General features: G+C 67.4%; 15 protein-coding genes. 11 read left to right on the top strand and 4 right to left on the bottom strand.

The annotated features are described in order from the left end of the window. Positions 1–85 precede the first annotated feature (85 nt). The 3 genes from ychF (at position 86) to ACF1CT_RS03340 (ending at position 2135) form a co-directional block, all read left to right on the top strand. Positions 86–1174 carry a redox-regulated ATPase YchF gene (gene ychF / locus ACF1CT_RS03350; protein WP_391782033.1) on the top strand — a complete coding sequence of 363 codons (1089 nt, stop codon included), beginning with the start codon at positions 86–88 and terminating at the stop codon, positions 1172–1174. Positions 1175–1455: 281 nt separating this feature from the next. Beyond that, positions 1456–1740 carry a hypothetical protein gene (locus ACF1CT_RS03345; RefSeq protein WP_391782032.1) on the top strand — a complete coding sequence of 95 codons (285 nt, stop codon included), beginning with the start codon at positions 1456–1458 and terminating at the stop codon, positions 1738–1740. Then, positions 1722–2135 carry a DNA-binding protein gene (locus tag ACF1CT_RS03340; protein ID WP_391782031.1) on the top strand — a complete coding sequence of 138 codons (414 nt, stop codon included), beginning with the start codon at positions 1722–1724 and terminating at the stop codon, positions 2133–2135. Before ACF1CT_RS03345 ends, ACF1CT_RS03340 begins: the two co-directional genes overlap by 19 nt. 16 nt (positions 2136–2151) lie before the next feature. Here ACF1CT_RS03340 and ACF1CT_RS03335 read toward each other — a convergent pair whose 3' ends face one another. Together ACF1CT_RS03335 and ACF1CT_RS03330 are read right to left on the bottom strand one after the other, a co-directional pair. Continuing rightward, the gene (locus ACF1CT_RS03335; protein WP_391782030.1) at positions 2152–3543 is read right to left on the bottom strand and encodes a hypothetical protein; all 1392 of its coding nucleotides are present in this window, start codon (positions 3541–3543) and stop codon (positions 2152–2154) included. Between the two features lie 139 nt (positions 3544–3682). Then, positions 3683–5431, bottom strand: coding sequence for a DUF6119 family protein (locus tag ACF1CT_RS03330; protein ID WP_391782029.1), 1749 nt, complete (start codon positions 5429–5431; stop codon positions 3683–3685). Between the two features lie 352 nt (positions 5432–5783). Here ACF1CT_RS03330 and ACF1CT_RS03325 point away from each other — a divergent pair, with 352 nt between their 5' ends. The 7 genes from ACF1CT_RS03325 (at position 5784) to ACF1CT_RS03295 (ending at position 16943) form a co-directional block, all read left to right on the top strand. After that, the gene (locus tag ACF1CT_RS03325) at positions 5784–7931 is read left to right on the top strand and encodes a hypothetical protein (RefSeq protein WP_391782028.1); all 2148 of its coding nucleotides are present in this window, start codon (positions 5784–5786) and stop codon (positions 7929–7931) included. Positions 7932–7967: 36 nt separating this feature from the next. Continuing rightward, complete coding sequence (locus ACF1CT_RS03320) at positions 7968–9602, top strand: type I restriction-modification system subunit M (protein ID WP_391782027.1); 1635 nt, start codon at positions 7968–7970, stop codon at positions 9600–9602. Further along, positions 9595–10650, top strand: a complete 1056-nt coding sequence (locus ACF1CT_RS03315; RefSeq protein WP_391782026.1) for a restriction endonuclease subunit S — start codon at positions 9595–9597, stop codon at positions 10648–10650. Before ACF1CT_RS03320 ends, ACF1CT_RS03315 begins: the two co-directional genes overlap by 8 nt. Beyond that, a complete protein-coding gene (locus tag ACF1CT_RS03310; RefSeq protein ID WP_391782025.1) occupies positions 10647–13955 on the top strand; it encodes a type I restriction endonuclease subunit R in 3309 nt (1102 codons plus the stop codon). Before ACF1CT_RS03315 ends, ACF1CT_RS03310 begins: the two co-directional genes overlap by 4 nt. Before the next feature lie 225 nt (positions 13956–14180). Beyond that, positions 14181–14366, top strand: a complete 186-nt coding sequence (locus ACF1CT_RS03305) for a hypothetical protein (protein WP_114038962.1) — start codon at positions 14181–14183, stop codon at positions 14364–14366. Further along, positions 14363–15769: an N-6 DNA methylase gene (locus ACF1CT_RS03300; RefSeq protein WP_391782024.1), complete on the top strand. Its 1407-nt coding sequence runs from the start codon at positions 14363–14365 to the stop codon at positions 15767–15769. The genes ACF1CT_RS03305 and ACF1CT_RS03300 overlap by 4 nt, the downstream gene beginning before the upstream one ends. Beyond that, entirely contained in the window at positions 15750–16943 is a 1194-nt protein-coding gene (locus ACF1CT_RS03295; protein ID WP_391782023.1) for a hypothetical protein, read from the top strand. The genes ACF1CT_RS03300 and ACF1CT_RS03295 overlap by 20 nt, the downstream gene beginning before the upstream one ends. Before the next feature lie 692 nt (positions 16944–17635). Here the strand turns inward: ACF1CT_RS03295 and ACF1CT_RS03290 are convergent. Beyond that, positions 17636–17758: a hypothetical protein gene (locus ACF1CT_RS03290; protein WP_391782022.1), complete on the bottom strand. Its 123-nt coding sequence runs from the start codon at positions 17756–17758 to the stop codon at positions 17636–17638. On the opposite strand from ACF1CT_RS03290, the gene ACF1CT_RS03285 reads away from it, so the two are divergent. Further along, positions 17745–19445 carry a relaxase/mobilization nuclease domain-containing protein gene (locus ACF1CT_RS03285; protein ID WP_391782021.1) on the top strand — a complete coding sequence of 567 codons (1701 nt, stop codon included), beginning with the start codon at positions 17745–17747 and terminating at the stop codon, positions 19443–19445. The two genes, ACF1CT_RS03290 and ACF1CT_RS03285, sit on opposite strands and share 14 nt — an antisense overlap. 51 nt (positions 19446–19496) lie before the next feature. Here ACF1CT_RS03285 and ACF1CT_RS03280 read toward each other — a convergent pair whose 3' ends face one another. Next, on the bottom strand, positions 19497–20030 hold the full coding sequence (locus ACF1CT_RS03280; RefSeq protein WP_391782020.1) for an SMI1/KNR4 family protein: 534 nt from the start codon (positions 20028–20030) through the stop codon (positions 19497–19499). Positions 20031–20065: the final 35 nt, after the last annotated feature.

Here is a 20065-nt window from a genome sequence, read left to right as displayed (position 1 = left end):
CCGGTTGCCCCCGCCCGTAAACTGGAGAATCGGCCCGCCCGGGCCGAGGCCACCCGCCCTCCCATCCCTTCAGGAAGTCGCCAACGTGTCGCTCACGATCGGAATCGTCGGTCTGCCGAATGTCGGCAAGTCGACCCTGTTCAACGCCCTGACCAAGAACGACGTGCTGGCCGCCAACTACCCGTTCGCCACGATCGAGCCGAACGTGGGCGTCGTGGGCGTCCCCGACGCGCGCCTGAACAAGCTTGCCGAGATCTTCGGCTCCCAGCGGCTGCTGCCCGCCACGGTCGACTTCGTCGACATCGCCGGCATCGTCCGGGGCGCCTCGGAGGGCGAGGGCCTCGGCAACAAGTTCCTCGCGAACATCCGTGAGTCGGACGCCATCTGCCAGGTCATCCGCGCCTTCAAGGACGAGAACGTCGTCCACGTCGACGGCAAGGTCTCGCCCAAGGACGACATCGAGACGATCAACACCGAGCTGATCCTCGCCGATCTCCAGTCCGTCGAGAAGGCCGTCCCGCGCCTCACGAAGGAGTCCCGCCTCCAGAAGGACAAGGTCGCGGTCCTCGCCGCGGTCGAGGAGGCCCAGAAGATCCTGGAGTCCGGCGAGACCCTGTTCGCCGCGGGCATCACGGCGGGAACCGAGAAGGGCAAGCTCCTCCACGAGCTGCACCTCCTCACCACCAAGCCCTTCCTCTACGTCTTCAACGTCGACGAGGACGAGCTGGTCGACGAGGACTTCAAGAACGAGCAGCGCGCCCTGGTCGCACCCGCCGAGGCGATCTTCCTCAACGCCAAGATCGAGTCCGAGCTGATCGAGCTCGACGACGACGAGGCCCTGGAGCTCCTCCAGTCCATGGGCCAGGAGGAGCCCGGCCTCGCCACCCTCGGCCGCGTCGGCTTCGACACCCTGGGCCTCCAGACCTACCTCACGGCCGGCCCGAAGGAAGCCCGCGCCTGGACGATCAAGAAGGGCGCCACCGCCCCCGAGGCCGCCGGTGTGATCCACACCGACTTCCAGAAGGGCTTCATCAAGGCGGAGATCGTCTCCTTCGAGGACCTGGTCGAGACGGGCTCGGTCGCCGAGGCCCGCGCCAAGGGCAAGGCCCGCATGGAGGGCAAGGACTACGTGATGCAGGACGGCGACGTGGTCGAGTTCCGCTTCAACGTGTAGCGGGTTACGTATCACAACTTTGCTGATCTGGCAAACATACAGGTCAGGGAGGGCCCGACTCTTCGGAGTCGGGCCCTTTGTTTTTTCCCGTGCTGGGATGGTGCTGGGATAGCTGATCCCTCGTCACCTGTCGTCATCCCTGGTCATCCGTACCGTGCTGGGATCGTGTTGGGATGGGATGGGGGTGCCTGTGCTGGGATTTGCGTGAGCGGGGCGCTGACCGAGCTGTGAAGGTAGTGCGGACGTGGCGCTTTTCCTACTCGTTTGACACAATCGGGGGCATGGCTGAGGCGACGTACAGCATCGGGGAAGGGCCAGCGACGCGGGTGAGCTTGTCGCTGCCGGAGGGGACCGCGGAGGCGATCCGGGCTCGGGTGGGCAAGCGGGAGTTCTCCGCTTTCATTGCCGAGGCGGTCGAGCGTGAGCTGCGCGGGCAGGTCCTGGACGAGTACCTGGCGGACTACGAGAGCCGCAAGGGGCCGGTCTCCGAGCCGGCTCGTCAGCGGGCGCGGCAGGTCTTCGACGGGGTGTTCGCCGAGGAGGCCGAGTGGCCCGCCGCAGGCTGAGTCACGAGGGGACACTGGTCCTCGACAGCGAGGGACTCTCGAAGCTGCTCGCTGACGAAGAGCAGGTGGTGGCCCTGATCGCTGAGGCGCGGTCGCGAGGCATGGAGGTCGTGATCAGTGCGCTCACTATCATCGAGGCCGTCCATGCGCGTACGAACAAGTCCCGCCTGAACTGGGTGCTTTCCGGGCTGCGGGTCGTCTCGGTCGGTGACGAGGAGGCGAGGGCGGCCTCGAAGTTGCTGATGAATGCCGGATTGCATGGACACAAGTACGCGATCGATGCGGTCGTCGCCGAGGCCGCGCTGCGACAGCATCGCCCTGTGGTCATGCTGACTTCCGATATTGACGACATGGCCAAGCTGTGCGGCGAGCGGGTACGGCTCGTGGCGGTGTGATTTCCCTTGGTCCGGCTCAGTAGGAGCGGGGTCCGTAGGGGCTCCAGTGACCGAGGAATGGCTTGAGGTCGTCGCCGCTGGGTTTCGGCGGCGTGGGCAGTTTCGGCGCTGAGGCCGATTCGGTGAGGTTTTGGAGGTGCGCGTCCGCGAACGCGAGCCACGCCTCGACCTCGGTCCGCTCCTGCCCGGGCGGAAGTGATGTGGCATGGACGCCTACTGCTGCGACGTATTCAGTCAGGCGCCTGGCCTGGTACCAGGTGTCTGCCTGTTCTCCGAGGCGTTTGACGCGGTAGGCGTGGGCGTATGCGTCGTGGGCTTCCTGCATGGCGGCTTCCCAGCGCTTTTGCTGTACCTCTCTGGCTTGCTGGTCTGCAAGGCGTTTGCGTTCTGCGGCCTCGCCGCGGAGTCCGACCTCCTGCACAATCTCGGCGAGTTGTTCTTCCAGAGGCCGGTCGGGGAGATCTGCCCATTCGCTTGCACGGTGCGGGATGCCGCCGCGGAGTATGAAGCGTAGGCGGCTGGAGGGGGTGTAGTCGAAGCGGGGGATACGCATCCATGAGTACTTCTTGGCGTCGGCGAGTTCCTTGTCTGTGGGGACGTGTTCGCTGCGGTCCTGTTCTTGGAGGACGAGGAATCCGACACTTTCGCCTTGGGCGGTGATGGAGAAGTGCGGTGGTGCCTTGCGGCGCCGATGGGGCGGGGGCGCGCCTTGTGTGGTTCCGTGCGATGCCTTGTGGCCTTGGGCTGTGGTGGCAGCGATGAGGGTTTGGATGATGCGCAGGGCTCGGCCCTGGAGGGGTTTGGTCAGGTCCATGGGCTGCGGTTGCTTTTGGAGGGCGGCCACGACGGCATGGGGTTTGGTGAGTCTGGCCGGCACAGGGAGCGGGGTGAGTTCCGCGAGGCGCCAGGCAGGGATGTCGACCAGCTTGATCTCGTAGCCGCGGTGGGTGCGGTATCCGTGGATTTCCTGCGTGTGGGGGATCTTGCCGGACTTGCGGGCGGCGTTGACCCGTGACGCCCAATTCACCGCGTGCGGGCCGGATTCGATGGGCTTGATCAGACAGCCGTCGTTCGCAACGGCCAGTTCATCGAGTAGCTGGTCCGCGTAGTTCGCAAGGGCCTTCGGCACGGCTCGGGGGCGCGGCGGTGCCGCATTTCGGGCGGGGCGGTCCGGCGGTCGGGTGCTCTGCTCCACGGGGCGGATGCCGCGTTCGATGAGCTGCTGCCGCCCCTTCTCGGTGAGGTGGGCGCTCCAATGCCCGCGGCGTTTGGTGACTTTGATGAGCCCTCGGTTCTGCAGGGCTTGCCCGCTGGTCTTGTACGTGCTGTCTGGCCAGACTCCGTCGGGACACCCCTGGCCCACCCAGCCGAGCACGGCCTGCTGCCGCTTGTTGAGGGCCTGTTCCATGTAGCCTCCCGCCGTTCCCTGAATGCCCTGCACCCGGAGACGATGCCCGCTGCCCTTGCGGGAATTCTGGGCTGCTGAAAGGACTCCTCGTTCGGATGAGAGATGTAGAGGGCGTGTTTACGGCGAGAGTCCCGGGCGGCTACGCAGCCTCGTCGCGCATGGCGGACTGGGCCGACTCGCTTTCGACGCCGATGACTTCGACGGTCACGCCGCGAGCGGCGAGGGCCTTCGCGGTCTGGGCCAGGGTGATGGCGGAGAACGGGAAGAGGGAGTCCGGCGTGAGCTTGGCTCCGCCCTTCAGAAGGATCGCGAAGACGACGCGGCGCGGGGTGAAGTCCTCGGGGATGCTGCGGGCCGGATCGCTGTTGACGTGTACGGACCGGGCGAACTCCGCGCGTACGGCCGCGTTCTCGAAGAGGAGCTCAACGGAGACGCGCGCCTGGCTGAACAGGTGACTCAGCGGGCTTGAGGAGTGCGCGGGCTTCACGAGGACAAGAGTGTCGTCCTCGGTGAACAGGTCGCAGATCTCGACGGAGTTGCTTGCCCGAAAGGGGTTGTGGACGTTCTTCTTGTCCAGGCAGACCCAGCCGCGACGGGCCTGGGCGGCCAGCTTGTTGTAGTCGCCTTCGTCTACGGGACGCATCACGCGCATACCCTTCCTGTTGAGCTTCTCGACGAGCGGCCAGCGGGGGAGATCGACTGAGGGCGCGTCGGGGAACAAGGGAGCCACGGTCTCGTTGACGTTGCGCAGGTAGCCCGCCCCGAGCTCGTACCACTCACCGTCGAGCAGACAGAACGTGCGGGAGCCGAGGGAGAAAGTGGCCTCGATCCACTTCATGGCGGTTTCCTTGGACAGGGCTTCCAGGGAGGCGGTGCGCGGGGCGAGCGCGGTCCGTGCGGAGAGCGTGTCACGAAACAGTTCGACGGTGCCCTGCCGGAGCGCCGTGACGCGGGCGCCTGCCTTGATCACACGGGCCCGCTCCAGGACGTAGTCGAGACTGAACTCGTCCCGGAGGTGGGGCGGGCAGGACCCGATCTTGATGGTGCAGGCGGTGGACCGGGGCAGGTAAGAGCTCTGGGAGAAGGGGACGGCGGTCATGATCCGGCCGTCTGCGGGACGGCCGAGCGTGGCGTCCAGTTCCGCGTCGAGCGCGTCGATGAGGGAAGGGTCCTTGACCGCGGTGATGTGCTCGACAAAGGCCAGGTCGGGGTGGGGAACGACGTGTTCGCAGATCGCGGCGATGGCGCAGATGTCCTTGATCAGTGTGGCGGGGGTGGTGCCGAGTTTGATACGGAGACCGATGCCGCCCTCCGCGGTCATGGCCCCGTTCCTGGTGCCGCTCCCTGCGGTGAGGTCGACTTCGTCGAGGTAGCCGCCGAGGTGGCGGATGATCCGCCCGTGGTCCCGGAGTCCGAGTGCCGGTACGGAGGCGCCGGCAGGGATCAGGGAACTGTCGATGCGCGCCTGGCCGAGGACGCTGGCAGTGAAGTCCCGCACCTGACGCGGGTTGATGGCGCGGATACCGAAGGACAGACCGAAGTGCGCGTCCTTGAGCTGGGCGGGGAGAAGCCGGTAGCCCTGGTCGAAGCCGATCGCGTACACCACGTCGTCGACGGCGAGCACGAGCAGTGCGCCGGTGCGCTGCTCGCTCTGCAGCAGGTCTGACTCGTCGGTGAGCCGGAGGATGTCCTTGCCCCAGGCGGCTTCCTCCTTCGCTACGGCGAAGGACACCGCGAGGGCGGGAACTCCCATGTGATCGCTGACGTCGCGCACGACCGCGTCCAGGGTGTCGAGGGCGTCGACGTCGAGGGCTTCGAGCATCGACTCAGGGGTCGCCTCGACGTGGGTCAGGCGGTACAGGGTGCGCTTCGACGCGGTGCTGGACACAGAGGTCTCCTGGGGCGAGGTTGCGGTGCGGTTCGGTAACACGAGCGGCCTTACGGGACGGGGAGTGTCGAGGCGGACAGAGGTGAGTGCCCGGCAAGGGAGCAGAGGTGCGGCGATGAGGACGCCGGTGCGGTCGGACTCGTATGGGGCTGGCGTCCCGGCGGGTGGTGCCGGGGTGATGGTGACGAAGGTGCCAGAAGATTGGAGGTGAAATTGTTCGAGAACCTGATAACCCTGGTTATCAACCGTTGGCGAAGCTGAGAGTTCGACCGGCTGTAGCGTGTGAGGTGCCCTGGGAGAAACGTTCTCGACCGGGAGCACGAGGCAGTCTTCACGAAGGGAGCGGAACCGCATGGCTGGCACACGTGAAGCAACCGCTCCCATCCTGCCCGAGGAGATCTACTGGCGGATCAGTTACGCCGAAATCGGGACCTTGGCCCAGGTCCAACGTCCCGTCGTCACCACCTGGGCCCGCCGGCACGCGGATTTCCCCGAGCCTGTCGCGTACGAGGGGGCCAGCCCGCTCTTCGACGGCCGTGAAGTCGCCGAATGGCTTCTGTCCACCGGCCGCGGCAATGCCGACGCCGGCCAGATCCGGGCGGAGCTGGTGCTGCACACCCTGTCCGCCTGGCGGCGCGCAATCCCCGCCCGCACCCTGGTCGACACAGTGACCGCACTGCTCTGCCTGCGTCAGCTCCTCGATGAACCGCTCGCCAACCTGCCCTGGCAGACGATCTTGGAGCGTGCCGCCGAGACCGACTTCGACGACACCTTCCTCCGAAGAGAGCTGCGCGAACTGCCGGACGCCGAACGGCAGGGCCCCCTGCTCGCCGTGCTCGCCGACCAGCTCACCGAGGCCGCCTACACCCCGGCCGATGCGCTCGAACGGGTCATGGACGCACGCCGCCGCCTGGGCTGCGACGACCTCGCCGCCGAGGAACCGATTCCGCCGGTGAGCCGCACGATGGCCCACCTCACCGGCCTCGCGCGACTGAACGAACGCGAAGAAGGGGCAACGGCCGCCGTCCTCCATCCCCGGAGCGGCGATCTGCTAGTCGCCCTGCGCGAATCCGTGTCCGATGCCGAGGATTCGCCTTTCTTCCTCTCCGCGGACCCGATGCCGGACCTGGCCCGGCTCGCCCGCCGCCGCCTCATGGCACAGGGCGTCCAGGAATTTGAGATGGACCTTGCCGACGGCGAGGAACTGGCCACGGAAGACTGGGGAAATCCGCACGTCATCGCCTGCTGCCTCCCTTACGAGGCGGCCGAGACCCGCAGCCCGCTCGCCGTCCTGCATAGCTTGCAGGACTTCACCGACCTCCTCGCCGAGGACTGCACTGCCGTCGTCCTGGGACCCGCCGACGCGCTCGTCCGGCCCCTGCCCGCCCGCGGGAAAGCGGACCGTCTGCGCCGGGACTTCCTGGAACAGCACCTCCTCAAGGCCGCGATCAGCCTCCCCGAAGGCGTACTCCCCTTCCGCCCGGCCCACCGCACCGCGATCTGGATCCTGCACCGCACGCCCGAAGACAAGCGCACCGGCCAGATCCTCCTCGCCGACCTCGCCTCACGCAGCCTCACCCCGCAGACCCTGGACGCGCTGGCCGAGGACATCGACATCTTCCGAGACGCTGGCTGGAGGGCGGACAGCCGCCACGAACCGCGCAACGCCGCCATCGTCCGGGCCACCGCGCTGACCAGCGCACCGGGTGCCGCGTTCACCCCGCAGCACCGCCCGCACGCCGACCGCTACACCCGCACCGTCGTCGAACGCCCGGCCCGCATCTCCGAGACCGAACTCCGCCTCCACCAGCTGATCGACGCCACCCGCAGCGCCCTCGACCACGCGCCAACGATCCGCGCCAACGCCGTCCTGCGCCCCGACGACCAGCCGGCCCGCCGCACCACCGTGGCCCGCCTACTCAAGGACCGCCGCCTGCGCCGACTGCCCGGCCACCGCATCGCCGCCGAACACCTCCTCACCGGCGGCGCGGGCCACTACACGGTCCTCACCCCGGCTGAGATCACCGGCAGTGCGCCGGTCGACAGTCACCGCATCGACCGCGCCATACTCCTCAACACCTACGAGCACGCCTACTTCACCGAACCCGGCGACATCGTCGTCACCGCCACCCCGAGCTTCGGCGCGTACGTCGACGACGAGGGCCTGTCGGTGGTCGCCTTCCCCGCCCGCGTCCTGCGCGCACGCCCCGACGTCGAGCATCCGGTACGGCCCCGTGTCCTGGCAGCGCTCCTGCGCTCGGCGGCGACCGAACACCGGCGGGTGAGCGGCGCGGTGCGCTCCGCCCGCCGCATAGAAGACCTCCTCATCCCCGACCTGCCCGGCGACGAGGCCGAGCGTTACGACGCTCTCCTGGCCGACATCGCCCGCCGCACGGCTCTGCTGCGCCAGCACGCGGCGGCCCTCGACGACCTGACCTCCCTGACCGCCGCCGGCCTCGTCGACGGCACGCTGACCCTCACCGAACCCCCTCTCGTCTGATCTCTCGTCCGACTCTTGAAGGAGACCTGAGCGCCCATGCCGCCCCGGAAGAAGAAGCCCGCCGACCAGGCGGAGCTGTTCACTGCCTCCACGCCCAAGGAGATCCAGGCCATCCTCTGGAAGGCCGCCGACAAGCTGCGCGGCTCCATGGACGCCAACCAGTACAAGGAGTTCGTCCTCGGTCTGATCTTCCTCAAGTACGTCTCCGACGCTTTCGAGGAGCGCCGCGAACAGCTCGCCAAGGAACTCGCGGAGGAAGGCATCGCTGAGGACCGCCTGGATGAGTTCCTGGAGGACCAGGACGAGTACACCGGGCACCACGTCTTCTGGGTCCCCGAGAGCGCCCGCTGGTCCTCGATCTCCGCCAACGCCAAGAGGGGCAACGTCGGCGAGGTCCTTGACCAGGCGATGGACGCCATCATGAAGGCCAACCCGTCGCTGACCGGCGTCCTCCCCAAGATCTTCAACAAGGACAACGTCGACAAGAAGCGCCTGGCCGAACTCGTCGACCTCATCACCGACGCCCGCTTCGGCGGCAGCGACGACAAGCCCGCCCAGGACGTCCTCGGCGAGGTCTACGAGTACTTCCTCGGCAACTTCGCCCGTGCCGAAGGAAAGCGGGGTGGCGAGTTCTACACCCCGAGCAGCGTCGTCCGCCTGCTGGTGGAGGTCCTGGAGCCGTACGAGGGCCGCGTGTATGACCCGGCCTGCGGCTCCGGCGGCATGTTCGTCCAGGCCGCCAAGTTCATCGAGGCCCACCGTGGCCGCGGCCACAAGGCTGACATCTCCGTCTACGGCCAGGAGCTCAACGAACGCACCTGGCGCCTGGCCAAGATGAACCTCGCCATCCACGGCATCGACGGCAACCTCGCCGCCCGCTGGGGCGACACCTTCGCTGACGACAAACACCCCGACCTCAAGGCCGACTACGTCATGGCCAACCCGCCCTTCAATATCAAGGACTGGGCGCGCAACGAGTCGGATGCGCGGTGGAAGTACGGAGTTCCGCCCAGGGGTAACGCCAACTATGCCTGGCTCCAGCACATGATCAGCAAGCTGGGGGAGCGGGGGACGGCCGGTGTCGTCCTCGCCAACGGCTCGATGAGCAGCCAGCAGAGCGGGGAAGGGGAGATCCGGCAGGCGCTGGTGGATGGGGACATGGTGGCGTGCATGGTCGCGCTGCCGGCACAGCTGTTCCGGACGACGGCGATTCCGGCCTGTCTGTGGTTCCTGGCGAAGGACAAGTCGCCGGGGGGCGTGAAGGGGCAGAAGGTCGCTGCTGCGGACCGCCGGGGCGAGATCCTGTTCATCGACGCCCGGGACATCGGCGAGATGGTCGACCGTACTGAGCGCGTCCTGACGGAGAACGACCTCAAGAAGATCGCGGGGACGTACCACGCGTGGCGCGGGACGACGAGTGCGAAGGACGCGGGCGAGACGTACGCGGACGTGCCGGGGTTCTGCGCGAGCGCGGACCTGAAGACGGTCCAGGAGCACGGGTACGTGCTGACGCCGGGGCGGTATGTCGGGGCGGCTGAGGCGGAGGAAGAGGACGCCGAGGCGGTTGCGGAGAAGATCGCGCGGCTGACGGGGGAGCTGTACGAGCTGTTCGACAAGTCGGACGAGCTGTCGAAGACGGTGCGCGAGCAGCTGGGGAGGGTCGATGTCTGAATGGACTCGCACTACGCTTGACCAGCTCGTGAAGCTGCGTCGTGGCCACGACCTTCCGACGACGAGCCGGAACCCGGGAAATGTGCCGGTGGTCGGAGCAGCTGGGCCAAGTGGATTTCATGACACAGCGATCGTGAAGGCCCCCGGCGTCGTTGTTGGTCGCGCTGGGGCCTCCATGGGGCACGCCACATACTGCGCCGAAGACTTTTGGCCGCTCAATACTTCGCTTTACGTGACTGACTTCTTGGGAAATGACCCTAGGTTTGTCTATCACCTGCTGGGGGGGATCGACTTTTCTGGATACAATTCCGGCGCCGCCCAGCCAATGCTTAACAGGAATTACATCACGCAGATTCCCATTCGTATTCCGGAACCTGATGAACAGCGTGCCATCGCGGCTGCACTCGGGGCGCTGGACGACAAGATCGCTGTCAATGTGCGTATCGTGGCTGCGGCGATGGAGCTGGGTGCGGCGAAGGCGGCGCAGGTTTCGGCGTCGGCGCTGGAGTCGGCGGTGCTAGGTGACATCCTTGAGTTGAAGTACGGGAAATCCCTTCCCGCTGCCCGGAGGGCCACCGGAGAAATTCCCGTGTTCGGGAGCGGTGGAATCAGCGGAAGGCACATTGAGGCACTGATTGAGGGCCCCGGGATTATTGTCGGCCGCAAGGGGACGGTTGGATCGGTTTATTGGTCGGAGGGTGGTTTCTTCCCAATCGACACGACATTCTATGTAGTGTGTCGCGGCGACGGGGTGTCCATGGAATACGCGTATTTTCTCCTCAAGGGATTGGGTCTGGAGGAGATGAACTCGGACTCAGCTGTTCCTGGACTGAACCGAGATAGGGCCCTGTCGGTCCGGATCAAGGTCCCGGACGCGCACTCCATTCAGCGGTTCACAGTGGAAGCACGAGAGCTTTTCGCGATGTCGCGGGTGCGCGAGCAGGAGAACCAAACCCTCGCAACCCTCCGCGACACTCTCCTCCCCCAACTCATGTCTGGCCGCCTTCGCGTCAAGGACGCCGAGAAGATTGTTGAGGACCACGTATGACCACGCACGGGAACGACGACGGCAGCAACAACACCCCCGACAACTTCCGCCCCCTCGAAATCGACTGGGAATTCCTTGCCCTCGAAGAGCTCGTGGAGCTCGACTGGCCGAAGGCCGAGGGCAATGAGCTCGCGCCCGGTTCCGGTCACCGCCGTTCCTGGGACGACTTGATCCTGTACTCCGATCTCCGTGAGGCCGTCGAGAGGCTCAACCCCGCCCTCCCCCCGGAGGCCGTCCGTGAGGCCCTCGCGACCGCCGCGACCCCGGCCTCGCAGGACACGTACGAGGAGAACCGGACCGCGCACGGCTACCTGACCGACGGCGTCCACTCCGTCACGTACACCGACGCGCTCGGCGCCGAGCACACCCCGACCGTCCGGATCGTCGACCTGGAGCACGCGGACGCGAACACATACCGCGCCGTCCGTCAGGTGACCGTGATCAACGGTGAGCGCAACCGCCGCTTCGACCTCGTCCTGTACGTCAATGGGCTTCCGCTCGCCGTCATCGAGCTCAAGCGGGCCGGCGACCCGAACGCCACCCTGGCCGCCGCGCACACCCAGATCCGGCACTACGTCGAGGAGTTCCCGACCGCCTTCCGCTACAACGCGGTCGTGCTGCTCTCCGACGGGATCACCGCGAAGTACGGCACGCCCTTCACCCCGTACGAGCACTTCGCCCCGTGGAACACCGACGAGTTCGGCGCCCGCGTGGACACCGTGGACGCTGCCGCCGTCCACGCCGACGCCGATGCCGACGTTCCGACCGGCCAGGACCTCGCCCTGCACGGCCTGTTCAGCCAGCCCCGCTTCCTCGCCCTCGTCCGGTCCTTCATCAACTTCGTGCCCGCCAAGCGCATGAAGCGGATCGCGAAGCCGCACCAGTACTTCGCGGTCAGCCGCGCGGCCGACGCCGTGCGCCGCGCCGCCGCGACCGACGGCAAGGCCGGCGTGGTCTGGCACACCCAGGGATCGGGCAAGTCCGAGGAGATGGTGCTGACCACCAACCTCGTCATGCGCGACCCCGCTCTGCACAACCCCACCGTGGTGGTCGTCACCGACCGCACCGACCTCGACGACCAGCTCTTTGACACGTTCAAGGAGAGCGAGGTCCTCCCGGAACAGCCCCACCAGTTCCTCAACCGATCCGAACTCCGCGAAGAGCTCGCCGCCAAGCGCACTGGCGGCATCCTCTTCACCACCCTGCAGAAGTTCGGCCGCACCAAGCAGGAGAAGGAATCCGGGACCGACCACCCGCTCCTCTCCGAGCGGCGCAACATCGTCGTCGTGGTCGACGAGGCCCACCGCAGCCACTACGACCACCTTGACGGCTACGCCCGCCACCTGCGCGACGCGCTCCCGCACGCCACGCTCCTCGCCTTCACCGGCACCCCGATCTCCGAGGCCGACCGCAACACCCGCGAGGTCTTCGGCGACTACATCGACACTTACGACCTCAAGCGGGCCGCCGACGACGGCGCGACCGTGAAGGTCTACCACGAGAGCCGCGTCGTCCAGCTCGTCCTCGACCACGACGTCGACCCCACCACCATCGACACCGAGGCCGACCGCATCACCGACGGTCTGGACGACACCGAGCGCACCCGCGTCGAGCAGGCCGTCGCCACCATGAACGCCATGTACGGCGCCCCCGCCCGGATACGCGACCTGACCCAGGACCTGGTCGAGCACTGGGAAGCGCGCCGTGCGGCGATGCTGCCGTTCGTCGCGGACACCGACGACGCACCCGGCGGAGCCCCCGGCAAGGCGATGCTCGTCTGCGCCACCCGCGAGATCTGCGTCCGCGTCTACGACGCCCTGCGCGAACTGCGCCCGGACTGGCACACGGACGACCACACCACCGGCGCCATGAAGATCGTCTACTCCTCGGACTCCCGCAAGGACTCCGACGAACTGCGCGCCCACGCCCTGCGCGACTCCCAGCGCAAGGCCGTCATCAACCGCGCCAAGGACCACGAGGACGAACTCCAGCTCCTCATCGTCAACAACATGCTCCTGACCGGCTTCGACGCGCCGCCCATCCACACCATGTACCTGGACCGGCCGCTGCGCGGCGCCGGCCTGATGCAGGCCCTCGCCCGCGTCAACCGCCGCTTCCGCAAGAAGGAGGAGGGCCTCCTCGTCGGCTACGCCCCCCTCACCGAGAACCTCCAGAAGGCCATCGCCGAGTACTCCGCCGACGACCAGGCCGACCGGACCCTCGGCCAGGACATCGACCGAGCCCTGGACGAACTCCGCAACGAGTACGACATCCTCGACCAGATGCTCCTCGGCTGGAACTGGCGCGAACGCCTCTCCCGCCCCGACGCGAAAGCCTTCGTCAAAGCGGCCTACACCACCGCCGAGTACCTCCGCAGCCCCGCCACCCCGGGCAACAACCCCGACCAGCTCGACGACCCGAACCAGACCCTCAGCCGCCGCTTCCGCGAACACGGCTACCGCCTGGAACGCTTCTTCGCCCTGGCCGGCTCCTCCGCCGAAATCTCCTCCCGGTTCACCGACCAGCCGTACTGGAAGCGCGACATCCAGTTCCTCGTCGAGGTCCGTACGTACATGGCGAAGCTCGACGCCATGGACCGCGAGGCCCAGGGCCTGCCTGTCGCCCGCGACGTCGCCCTCTACCTCTCCCAGCTCACCTCCGCCGTCGTGGAGACCGGCGGCGTCACCGACCTCTTCTCCGAGGCCGGGCTGGACAAGGCCGACCTCACCCACCTCAACGACGCCCTCGTCGGCCGCCTGCAGAACAGCGAAACCCCACACCTGGCCGCCGAAGCCCTGCGCCGCCTCGTCGAGCAGAAGATGCGCGAGCAGACCCGGCACAACATCGTCCGCCAGACCGCGTTCTCAGAGCGCCTTCAGGACCTGATGACCCGCTACATGCGCCAGCAGCTCACCAGCGCCGAGATCATCGCCCAGCTGGTGGAACTGGCCAAGACGGTCTCGGAGGACGCCCGGCGAGGCGAGAAGTTCACCCCGCCGCTGGGCGACGACGAACTCGCCTTCTACGACGCGGTCGCCGACCTCGGCAGCGCCCGCGACCTCATGGGCGACGAGATCCTCTCCGGCATCGCCCGGGACCTCGTGGTCCAGGTCCGCAAGAACCTCAAGAAGGACTGGATCGCCCGCGAACCGGTCCGGGCCAGGCTCCGCGCCACCATCAGGCGCCTCCTGGCCCGCCACGGCTACCCGCCCGAGCAGTCCAAGGAAGCGATCGACCTGGTGATCCGCCAGATGGAACACTTCGCCGACAAGTGGTCCCAGGACGGCTCGGCCGCCGACGCATAGCCCTCGCTCATCTCGCTTCTGGCCCCGGCAAGCGTCTGTTTGCCGGGGCGGTCGTATGCCCGATCGGATGTCCTTCGCGGGGTCGGCAGGGGCTGCGCCCGACCGCCTTACGGCAAAAGCAAATTCCCGTGCTGCGAGACGTGAGGTGTGTCAGGCCACTACTTTCAAGTCCGCGGAACGAACCGCAGAACTGCTAACTGCTGGTGGAACCGAGGGAGTTGTGGCATGTCGCAGCGAGCGCTGCTGTTGGTGGTGGTCGTCCTGGCGTCGGTGGTGGTGGGGCTCGTGGCCGGCATCCTCGATTTCGTTGGCGCGGGAGAGGTCGTCACGGCCATCCAGAACGGTGGTGCCGCCTGCGGAGCCACTGTTCTCATCGGGCTGGCGGTCGTCTCCTGGCTGAGGTCGTCGTGACCCAGGAGGAATGGGCGAACGAAGAAGGGCGGCTGAAGTACCGGCGAGTGCTGCGGGCCGTCGAGAAGCTACGCAGCGTCGCCGATGCCGCGACGACGTACCGGCTTGCCTTTCAAGTGGTCTACCTTCACTGCTGGTCCCGCCATGGATCGCTGGCGGAGGTGGACCGGTTGTGGGGGCCGGGTTCGGAGTCAGCGGGGGCCAGGCTCGGCGCAGTGTGGCCGCGTACGCCCGTTGCTCGCGCCCACAGCCTTCCTGCGTATCGCGACGAAGGTGTGAGCCGTCCCTTCGAGCTCATCGACCCGGCCCTCCGTGAGCTGATCGCGGAGGTGCGACAGCTGGATCCGGACCCGAGGCTCCTTGACGTGCTCCTCGACACGTACTCGACACGCTATGCGCGTGGCGATGACTACTTCACGTCAAACGACCTGGCGTACCTCTTCGCGGGGCTGGCCGCTCCCCGAGGAGGCGAGATTGCTCGGGACCCGGTGTGCGGCAGCGGGCGACTGCTGCGCGCCGCCGCACACCGGGCTCGGGCACAGGGGGGTGAAGTGCGCTTGTCCGGTGCGGATATCAACCGGACGGCGCGTTACGCCGCAGCCGTCAACCTCGCCCTGCACGGATTCCATGCCGACCTCGGCAAGGAAGGAGCTGACACCCTCAGGGCCGGCACTTCACCGATACCGGCCGACGTGATCGTCGCCAACCCTCCCGTGAACCAGCGGGACTGGGGGCACGGTGAACTGAAGGACGACTGGCGGTGGACCCTGGGGGTGCCACGTCCAGGTAACGCGAACTTCGCCTGGGTCCAGCACATCCTTGCCGATCTCACGCCACAAGGACGGGCCGTCGTTCTGCTGTCTTCCGGCGCGGCGCACAGCAGCAACAGCACCGACGGACTGATCCGCCGTGGGCTGCTGGAGAACGGTCTGGTCGTGGGAGTCGTGGCCTTGCCGACGTGGCTCTTTCCGCACGCCAGCGCGAGCACGGCGCTGTGGCTGCTGGCCAAAGGGGAGCGGCCGCACTCCGATCAGGTCTTGTTCGCGGATGCAGGGAAACTGCCAGCAGCGAAGAAGGGGCAGCGGCGCCACTTCGCAAAGGACTCGGCCGAACGCCTGCTGCAGATCTTCGGTGAATGGCAGGGACTTCGACGCCGTGAGGGCGAGGGGGACCCTGAATCCGTCCCATGGTGCCGTGCGGCGAGGTACGAGGAAATCGCTGAGGCGGGCTTCGATCTGACTCCCGCACGCTACGTACGGAACGGGGGCACCGCGCAGTTACATTCAAGTGACGGAGACCGGAACCGGAAGGCCGAGCTGTATGAGTGCATGGACCGTAGCGCCGCAGCCAGGAACCGAGTCCGTGATGCCCTGGAGAGCAGGCATGACTACAGAATCGGATGATGTCCCCACTCCGTGGCCCGTCGTTGAGTTGCGTGAGTTCCCTGGGGTCGAGTACGCCGCCTACGGAATTGCGCGACAGCAGAAGGCATCCGGCGGAATCCCGATGATCCGCGCCACAGAGATCGTCGAGGGAGGTGTGCACGTCCAGGAGTTCACATTTGTGCCTCCCGATGTGGCCAGACGCCACCCACGCAGCACGCTGAGATCTGGGGACCTCCTTGTCGTGCTCGTGGGGCGTGTGGGGGAGGCAGCAGTTGCAGGGGAGGAGCACGCAGGATGGAATGTCGGCAGGTCGCTCGCGGTCGTCCGCTGGACACCAGAGGGCCGCGCCCAACAATGGGATCTGTGGCTTCGATGGTGGCTGAAGACCTCGCAGAGCCAGAGCTATCTGACGCTGTCCTCGTCGAACGCCGAGCACATGACCTTGCCTCTGCAGGCACTCAACCGACTTCCCGTGCCAGTGCCTCCAGCGCCGGTGCGGGAGAGGCTGCTTTCGCTGATCTCGCTTGCTGAGCGCAAGAATGCGTTGAACACCCGGATTGTGTTTTGCGCGACGGAACTGGCGGATGCGCATTTCATGGAGGCGCTGCAGACGTGCGGGCAAGGTCCTGCTACCGAGCGTGCAGTGGGCGAAGTGTGTCAGGTTACGGCTGGTGCGGCACAGTCTCTGCCGGACAGCGAGCAGTCGGCTATGCCGTGGGTGTCTCCCCGCGAAGTGCTGAACTGCAGGACAGTACATCTGGGTACAGTGACTTCATACACCGTGGAGCAAGCGGAGGTTGTATGTCCGTCCGGCAGCCTCTTGATCGCGCCCCGTCCCGGGGAGGTGCGGACCGTGCTCACCACTACCCCGGTAGTGCCAGGTCGGCGGACGCTCGCGATTTACACGGAGTCCGAGGTCGATCGGATGTGGTTGTTGCACTCGCTGCGTTACCGGAGGCGGGAGTTGACGGCCGTTACGCAGGGTGAGCAGGCCCGTGCGATGAGGCGCAAGGACTTTTCCCGTTACAAGATCCCCTGGCCGACCGATGAGGTGAGGCGGGACTTCGCCAGGCGTGCTGCTGCCCTGCACGACCTCGCCTACGCCTCCGCCAGGGAGCGACACGTGATGGAGGAGCTGGTGGTGCACGAGCTGGAGAAGGGGGGCCTGGCGCGTCTCCCTTCAGCCGGCTGAAAGCCGAGCTGACCCACGTTGCCCCTCTCTGGAGCACGGAATGCAACGCTCTGAACGAACGGCGCAGTACCGCGCGCACCGTTTCTCCGCTAGCGGTCCGAGAGCGCCCTGACCAGCCATGTTTGGGGCGCCCCCGGCAGGACTCGAACCTGCGGCCAAGCGCTTAGAAGGGGCCTGCTCCACCCGCTGAACTATGCAGGCTGACCTGCGACAGCGCGGAAGCTTCTGACTATGCCCCGCCAAACCGGGCGTATACGGGAGCTGTGGATGCTCGCGCCGGCCCCGAGGTCAGGACGTGCATTCTGGGCGGCGGCCAGGCGTCGAGCTGGCCGCTGGCGTCCAGGGAGACCGCGAGTGAGCGCAAGTGCTGTGCTGCTCTGCGGGGTTCGGTGCGGTGGCACGAGCCTGATGCGGCGCTCGTAGAAGTTCCGCAGACTTCAGGCATGTGCGGGCGCTTCCGGGTAGCGTTGGCGATCTTCGGTCTTCTTGTGCTTTGTCGCGCATCCCGTGCTGGGATGGTGCTGGGATGCGCCCGCATTTCCGCAGGTCACAGCCTTGTGGTGGAGTTCCGCTTCAACGTCTAATACGTTCGGCGAAAGGCCGTCTGACCTGCGACGGAGCGGGTTGGGCGGCCTGTGCGGTCCGCGCAGAGTCCGCAGCGTGCTGACTTCGGTCAGCGCGCGGGGGAGCGGCTACGCCGCTTCGTCGACCTGCGGCCGGGCATCGGCGGACTGGTCCGCGTACGCCTTGTCGACGGCGGCGCGGGTCCGCTCCTCGGAGTCGGGCCACAGGTGGATGTAGATGTTCAGCGTCATGGCCGCGTTGGTGTGGCCGAGACACTCGGAGACCGTCTACCTCTTCGGCCCCGGCCGCCGGGACGAACACACCGACGCTCACATCGTCGCCGCCTGGGACATGGCCGGCGCCCCCGACCCGGGCCGCGACCCGGCAGCCACCTACTCCCAGCTCGCCAAACGCCTCGACCACCACGTCGACCTGCGCACCCGCGAGCTGGGCGGCAAGAAACCACCCCAGCACGTCTGGCACTGCCCGGTCCGCACCGCACCCGGCGACCGCTACCTCACCGACACCGAGTGGGCAGAGGTCGCCCGCCGCATCGTGCACGCCACCGGCATCGCCCCCGAAGGCGACGAGAAGGCATGCCGGTGGATCGCCGTACGCCACGCAGACGACCACATCCACATCATGGCCACCACCGTCCGCGCCGACGGCCGCCGCCCGCGCACCCACCACGACGGACAGCGCGCCCAAGCCGAATGCCGCAAGATCGAAGCCGAGTTCGGCCTGCGCCGCCTGAAGCCCGGCGACCTCACCGCACCCCGCACCCCCACCGGCGCCGAACGCGCCAAGGCCGAGCGCCAGGGCCAGACGGTCACCGCACGGCACTGGCTGCGCGAGCAGGCGTACGCGGTCGCCGCCGCCGTACACAGCGAAGCCGACTACTTCACCGTGCTGCAGTCCCTCGGCATCAAGGTCAAGACACGCCTCGGCCCCGAGACCGGCGACGTGATCGGCTACAGCCTCGCCGCCCCCGGCGACACCAACGCGGCCGGCGAACCCGTCTGGTACGGCGGCTCCAAACTCGCCCCCGACCTCTCCATCAACCGCCTACGCGAACGCCTCCCCGACCAGCAGGTAGCTGACCACCCCCGGTACGCGGCGGACCCCGCCGACCCATGGCGCCACACCATCACCGCCATCCACACGGCACGCACCGCCCTCGACTCCGGCGACGATGCCGCCGCCCAGGGCCACCTGGCCGCCTTCGGCGACGCCCTGTACAACATCGCCAGCGCCACGACCGGCCCACACCGGGCGGAACTGCGGGCGGCGGCCATGGCGTTCAACCGCGCCCGCCGCTCCGCCACCCGCGCCGACCACCAGGCCGCCACCGCCCTGCGCAAGGCCGCCAAGGAACTCGCCTACGCCTCCAACGAGCCGGGCGGACTCGCCATCGCCCTGCTCTTCGCCACCGTCCACCTGGCCCGCGCCGCCGCCAAGTGGCACGAACAACGCGGCCACGAACAGCAGGCCGCCGCGGCCGAGGAAGCCTTCCGCCACCTCCAGGCGGGCTACCAGCAGGCCGCCCCACCCGTCCTGGCGGACCTGACCCGCCGCGCACCACGAGCCGCAACCGCCCGACGCTTCGAGCAGGACGTACGCGTGGCCCTCCCCGACCACGCCGACCGAATCCTCGCCGACCCCACTTGGACCGCCCTGACCACCACCCTCGCCCAGGCCGAGACCGCCGGCCACAATCCCCGACGTCTCCTGGCGGAGGTGGGCGTCCAGCGGGAACTCGACAGCGCCGAGCGCCCCGCCGAGGTCCTCAACTGGCGCATCACCGCTCAGCCGAACCGGCGGACGCAAGCGGCTCGCAGCCGAAGCGCCATCAGCGGAACGTCGTCCATGTCCGCCGCGCCATGCCCTCCGACCACACCAGTGGCTACGAGGACCGAAGAGCGCAGTCGGCACCGCTGACCCCCGTCAGATGCCCTCGCCACACGGCGTGGCGGGGGCATCGGGTCGGGTTCAACGGCAGAGCTTCATGATGGTGTCGTCGAAGTCGGGAAACTCTCGTGTGGCCTGCGCGGTGATCACCGTTGCCGACGCACGGCGGTCCGGAGTGAATTGCTCTGCGATAGCTTCCAGGTCGCGATTGACCCGGGGAGCCCAATCGGGCTCGGGCTCGTACGAGGTGGCTGCTTCCCACGGGCCGAAGCCGTCAGCCAGCAGCCACAAGAAGGCACCCAGGTCGCGAGCGACGACGCCGGTCTCTCCTTCGGAGCCCAGAAAGACAACGGGCTGCTCCACCAGTTCCCGACCTGGACGAACCAGCCAGAACGCCGCGTACCCGCCGGTGCCATCCTGGCCAAACACGCGGAAGTCGTCGCCGTTCAGCTCGCCGTTTCCTGTCCACGCGCGGAACCACTCGGTGGTCTCATCAGCAGTCAGGAAGGACTCGTAGGGTTCGAAGTCGACACCGTCCTCGCCAATGCACTCAAGCCGGACCGCCATGGCAGCGGCGAGCGCGGCGGGGAACTGGCGATCTCCGTTCACGGTCATGCGAACAGAGTAGTGATCGGCTTGGGCTGCCAGGC

It is taken from the genome of Streptomyces sp. NPDC014734, from assembly GCF_043083325.1.
GTDB lineage: Bacteria > Actinomycetota > Actinomycetes > Streptomycetales > Streptomycetaceae > Streptomyces.
This window is presented reverse-complemented; position numbering and strand designations above follow the sequence as displayed.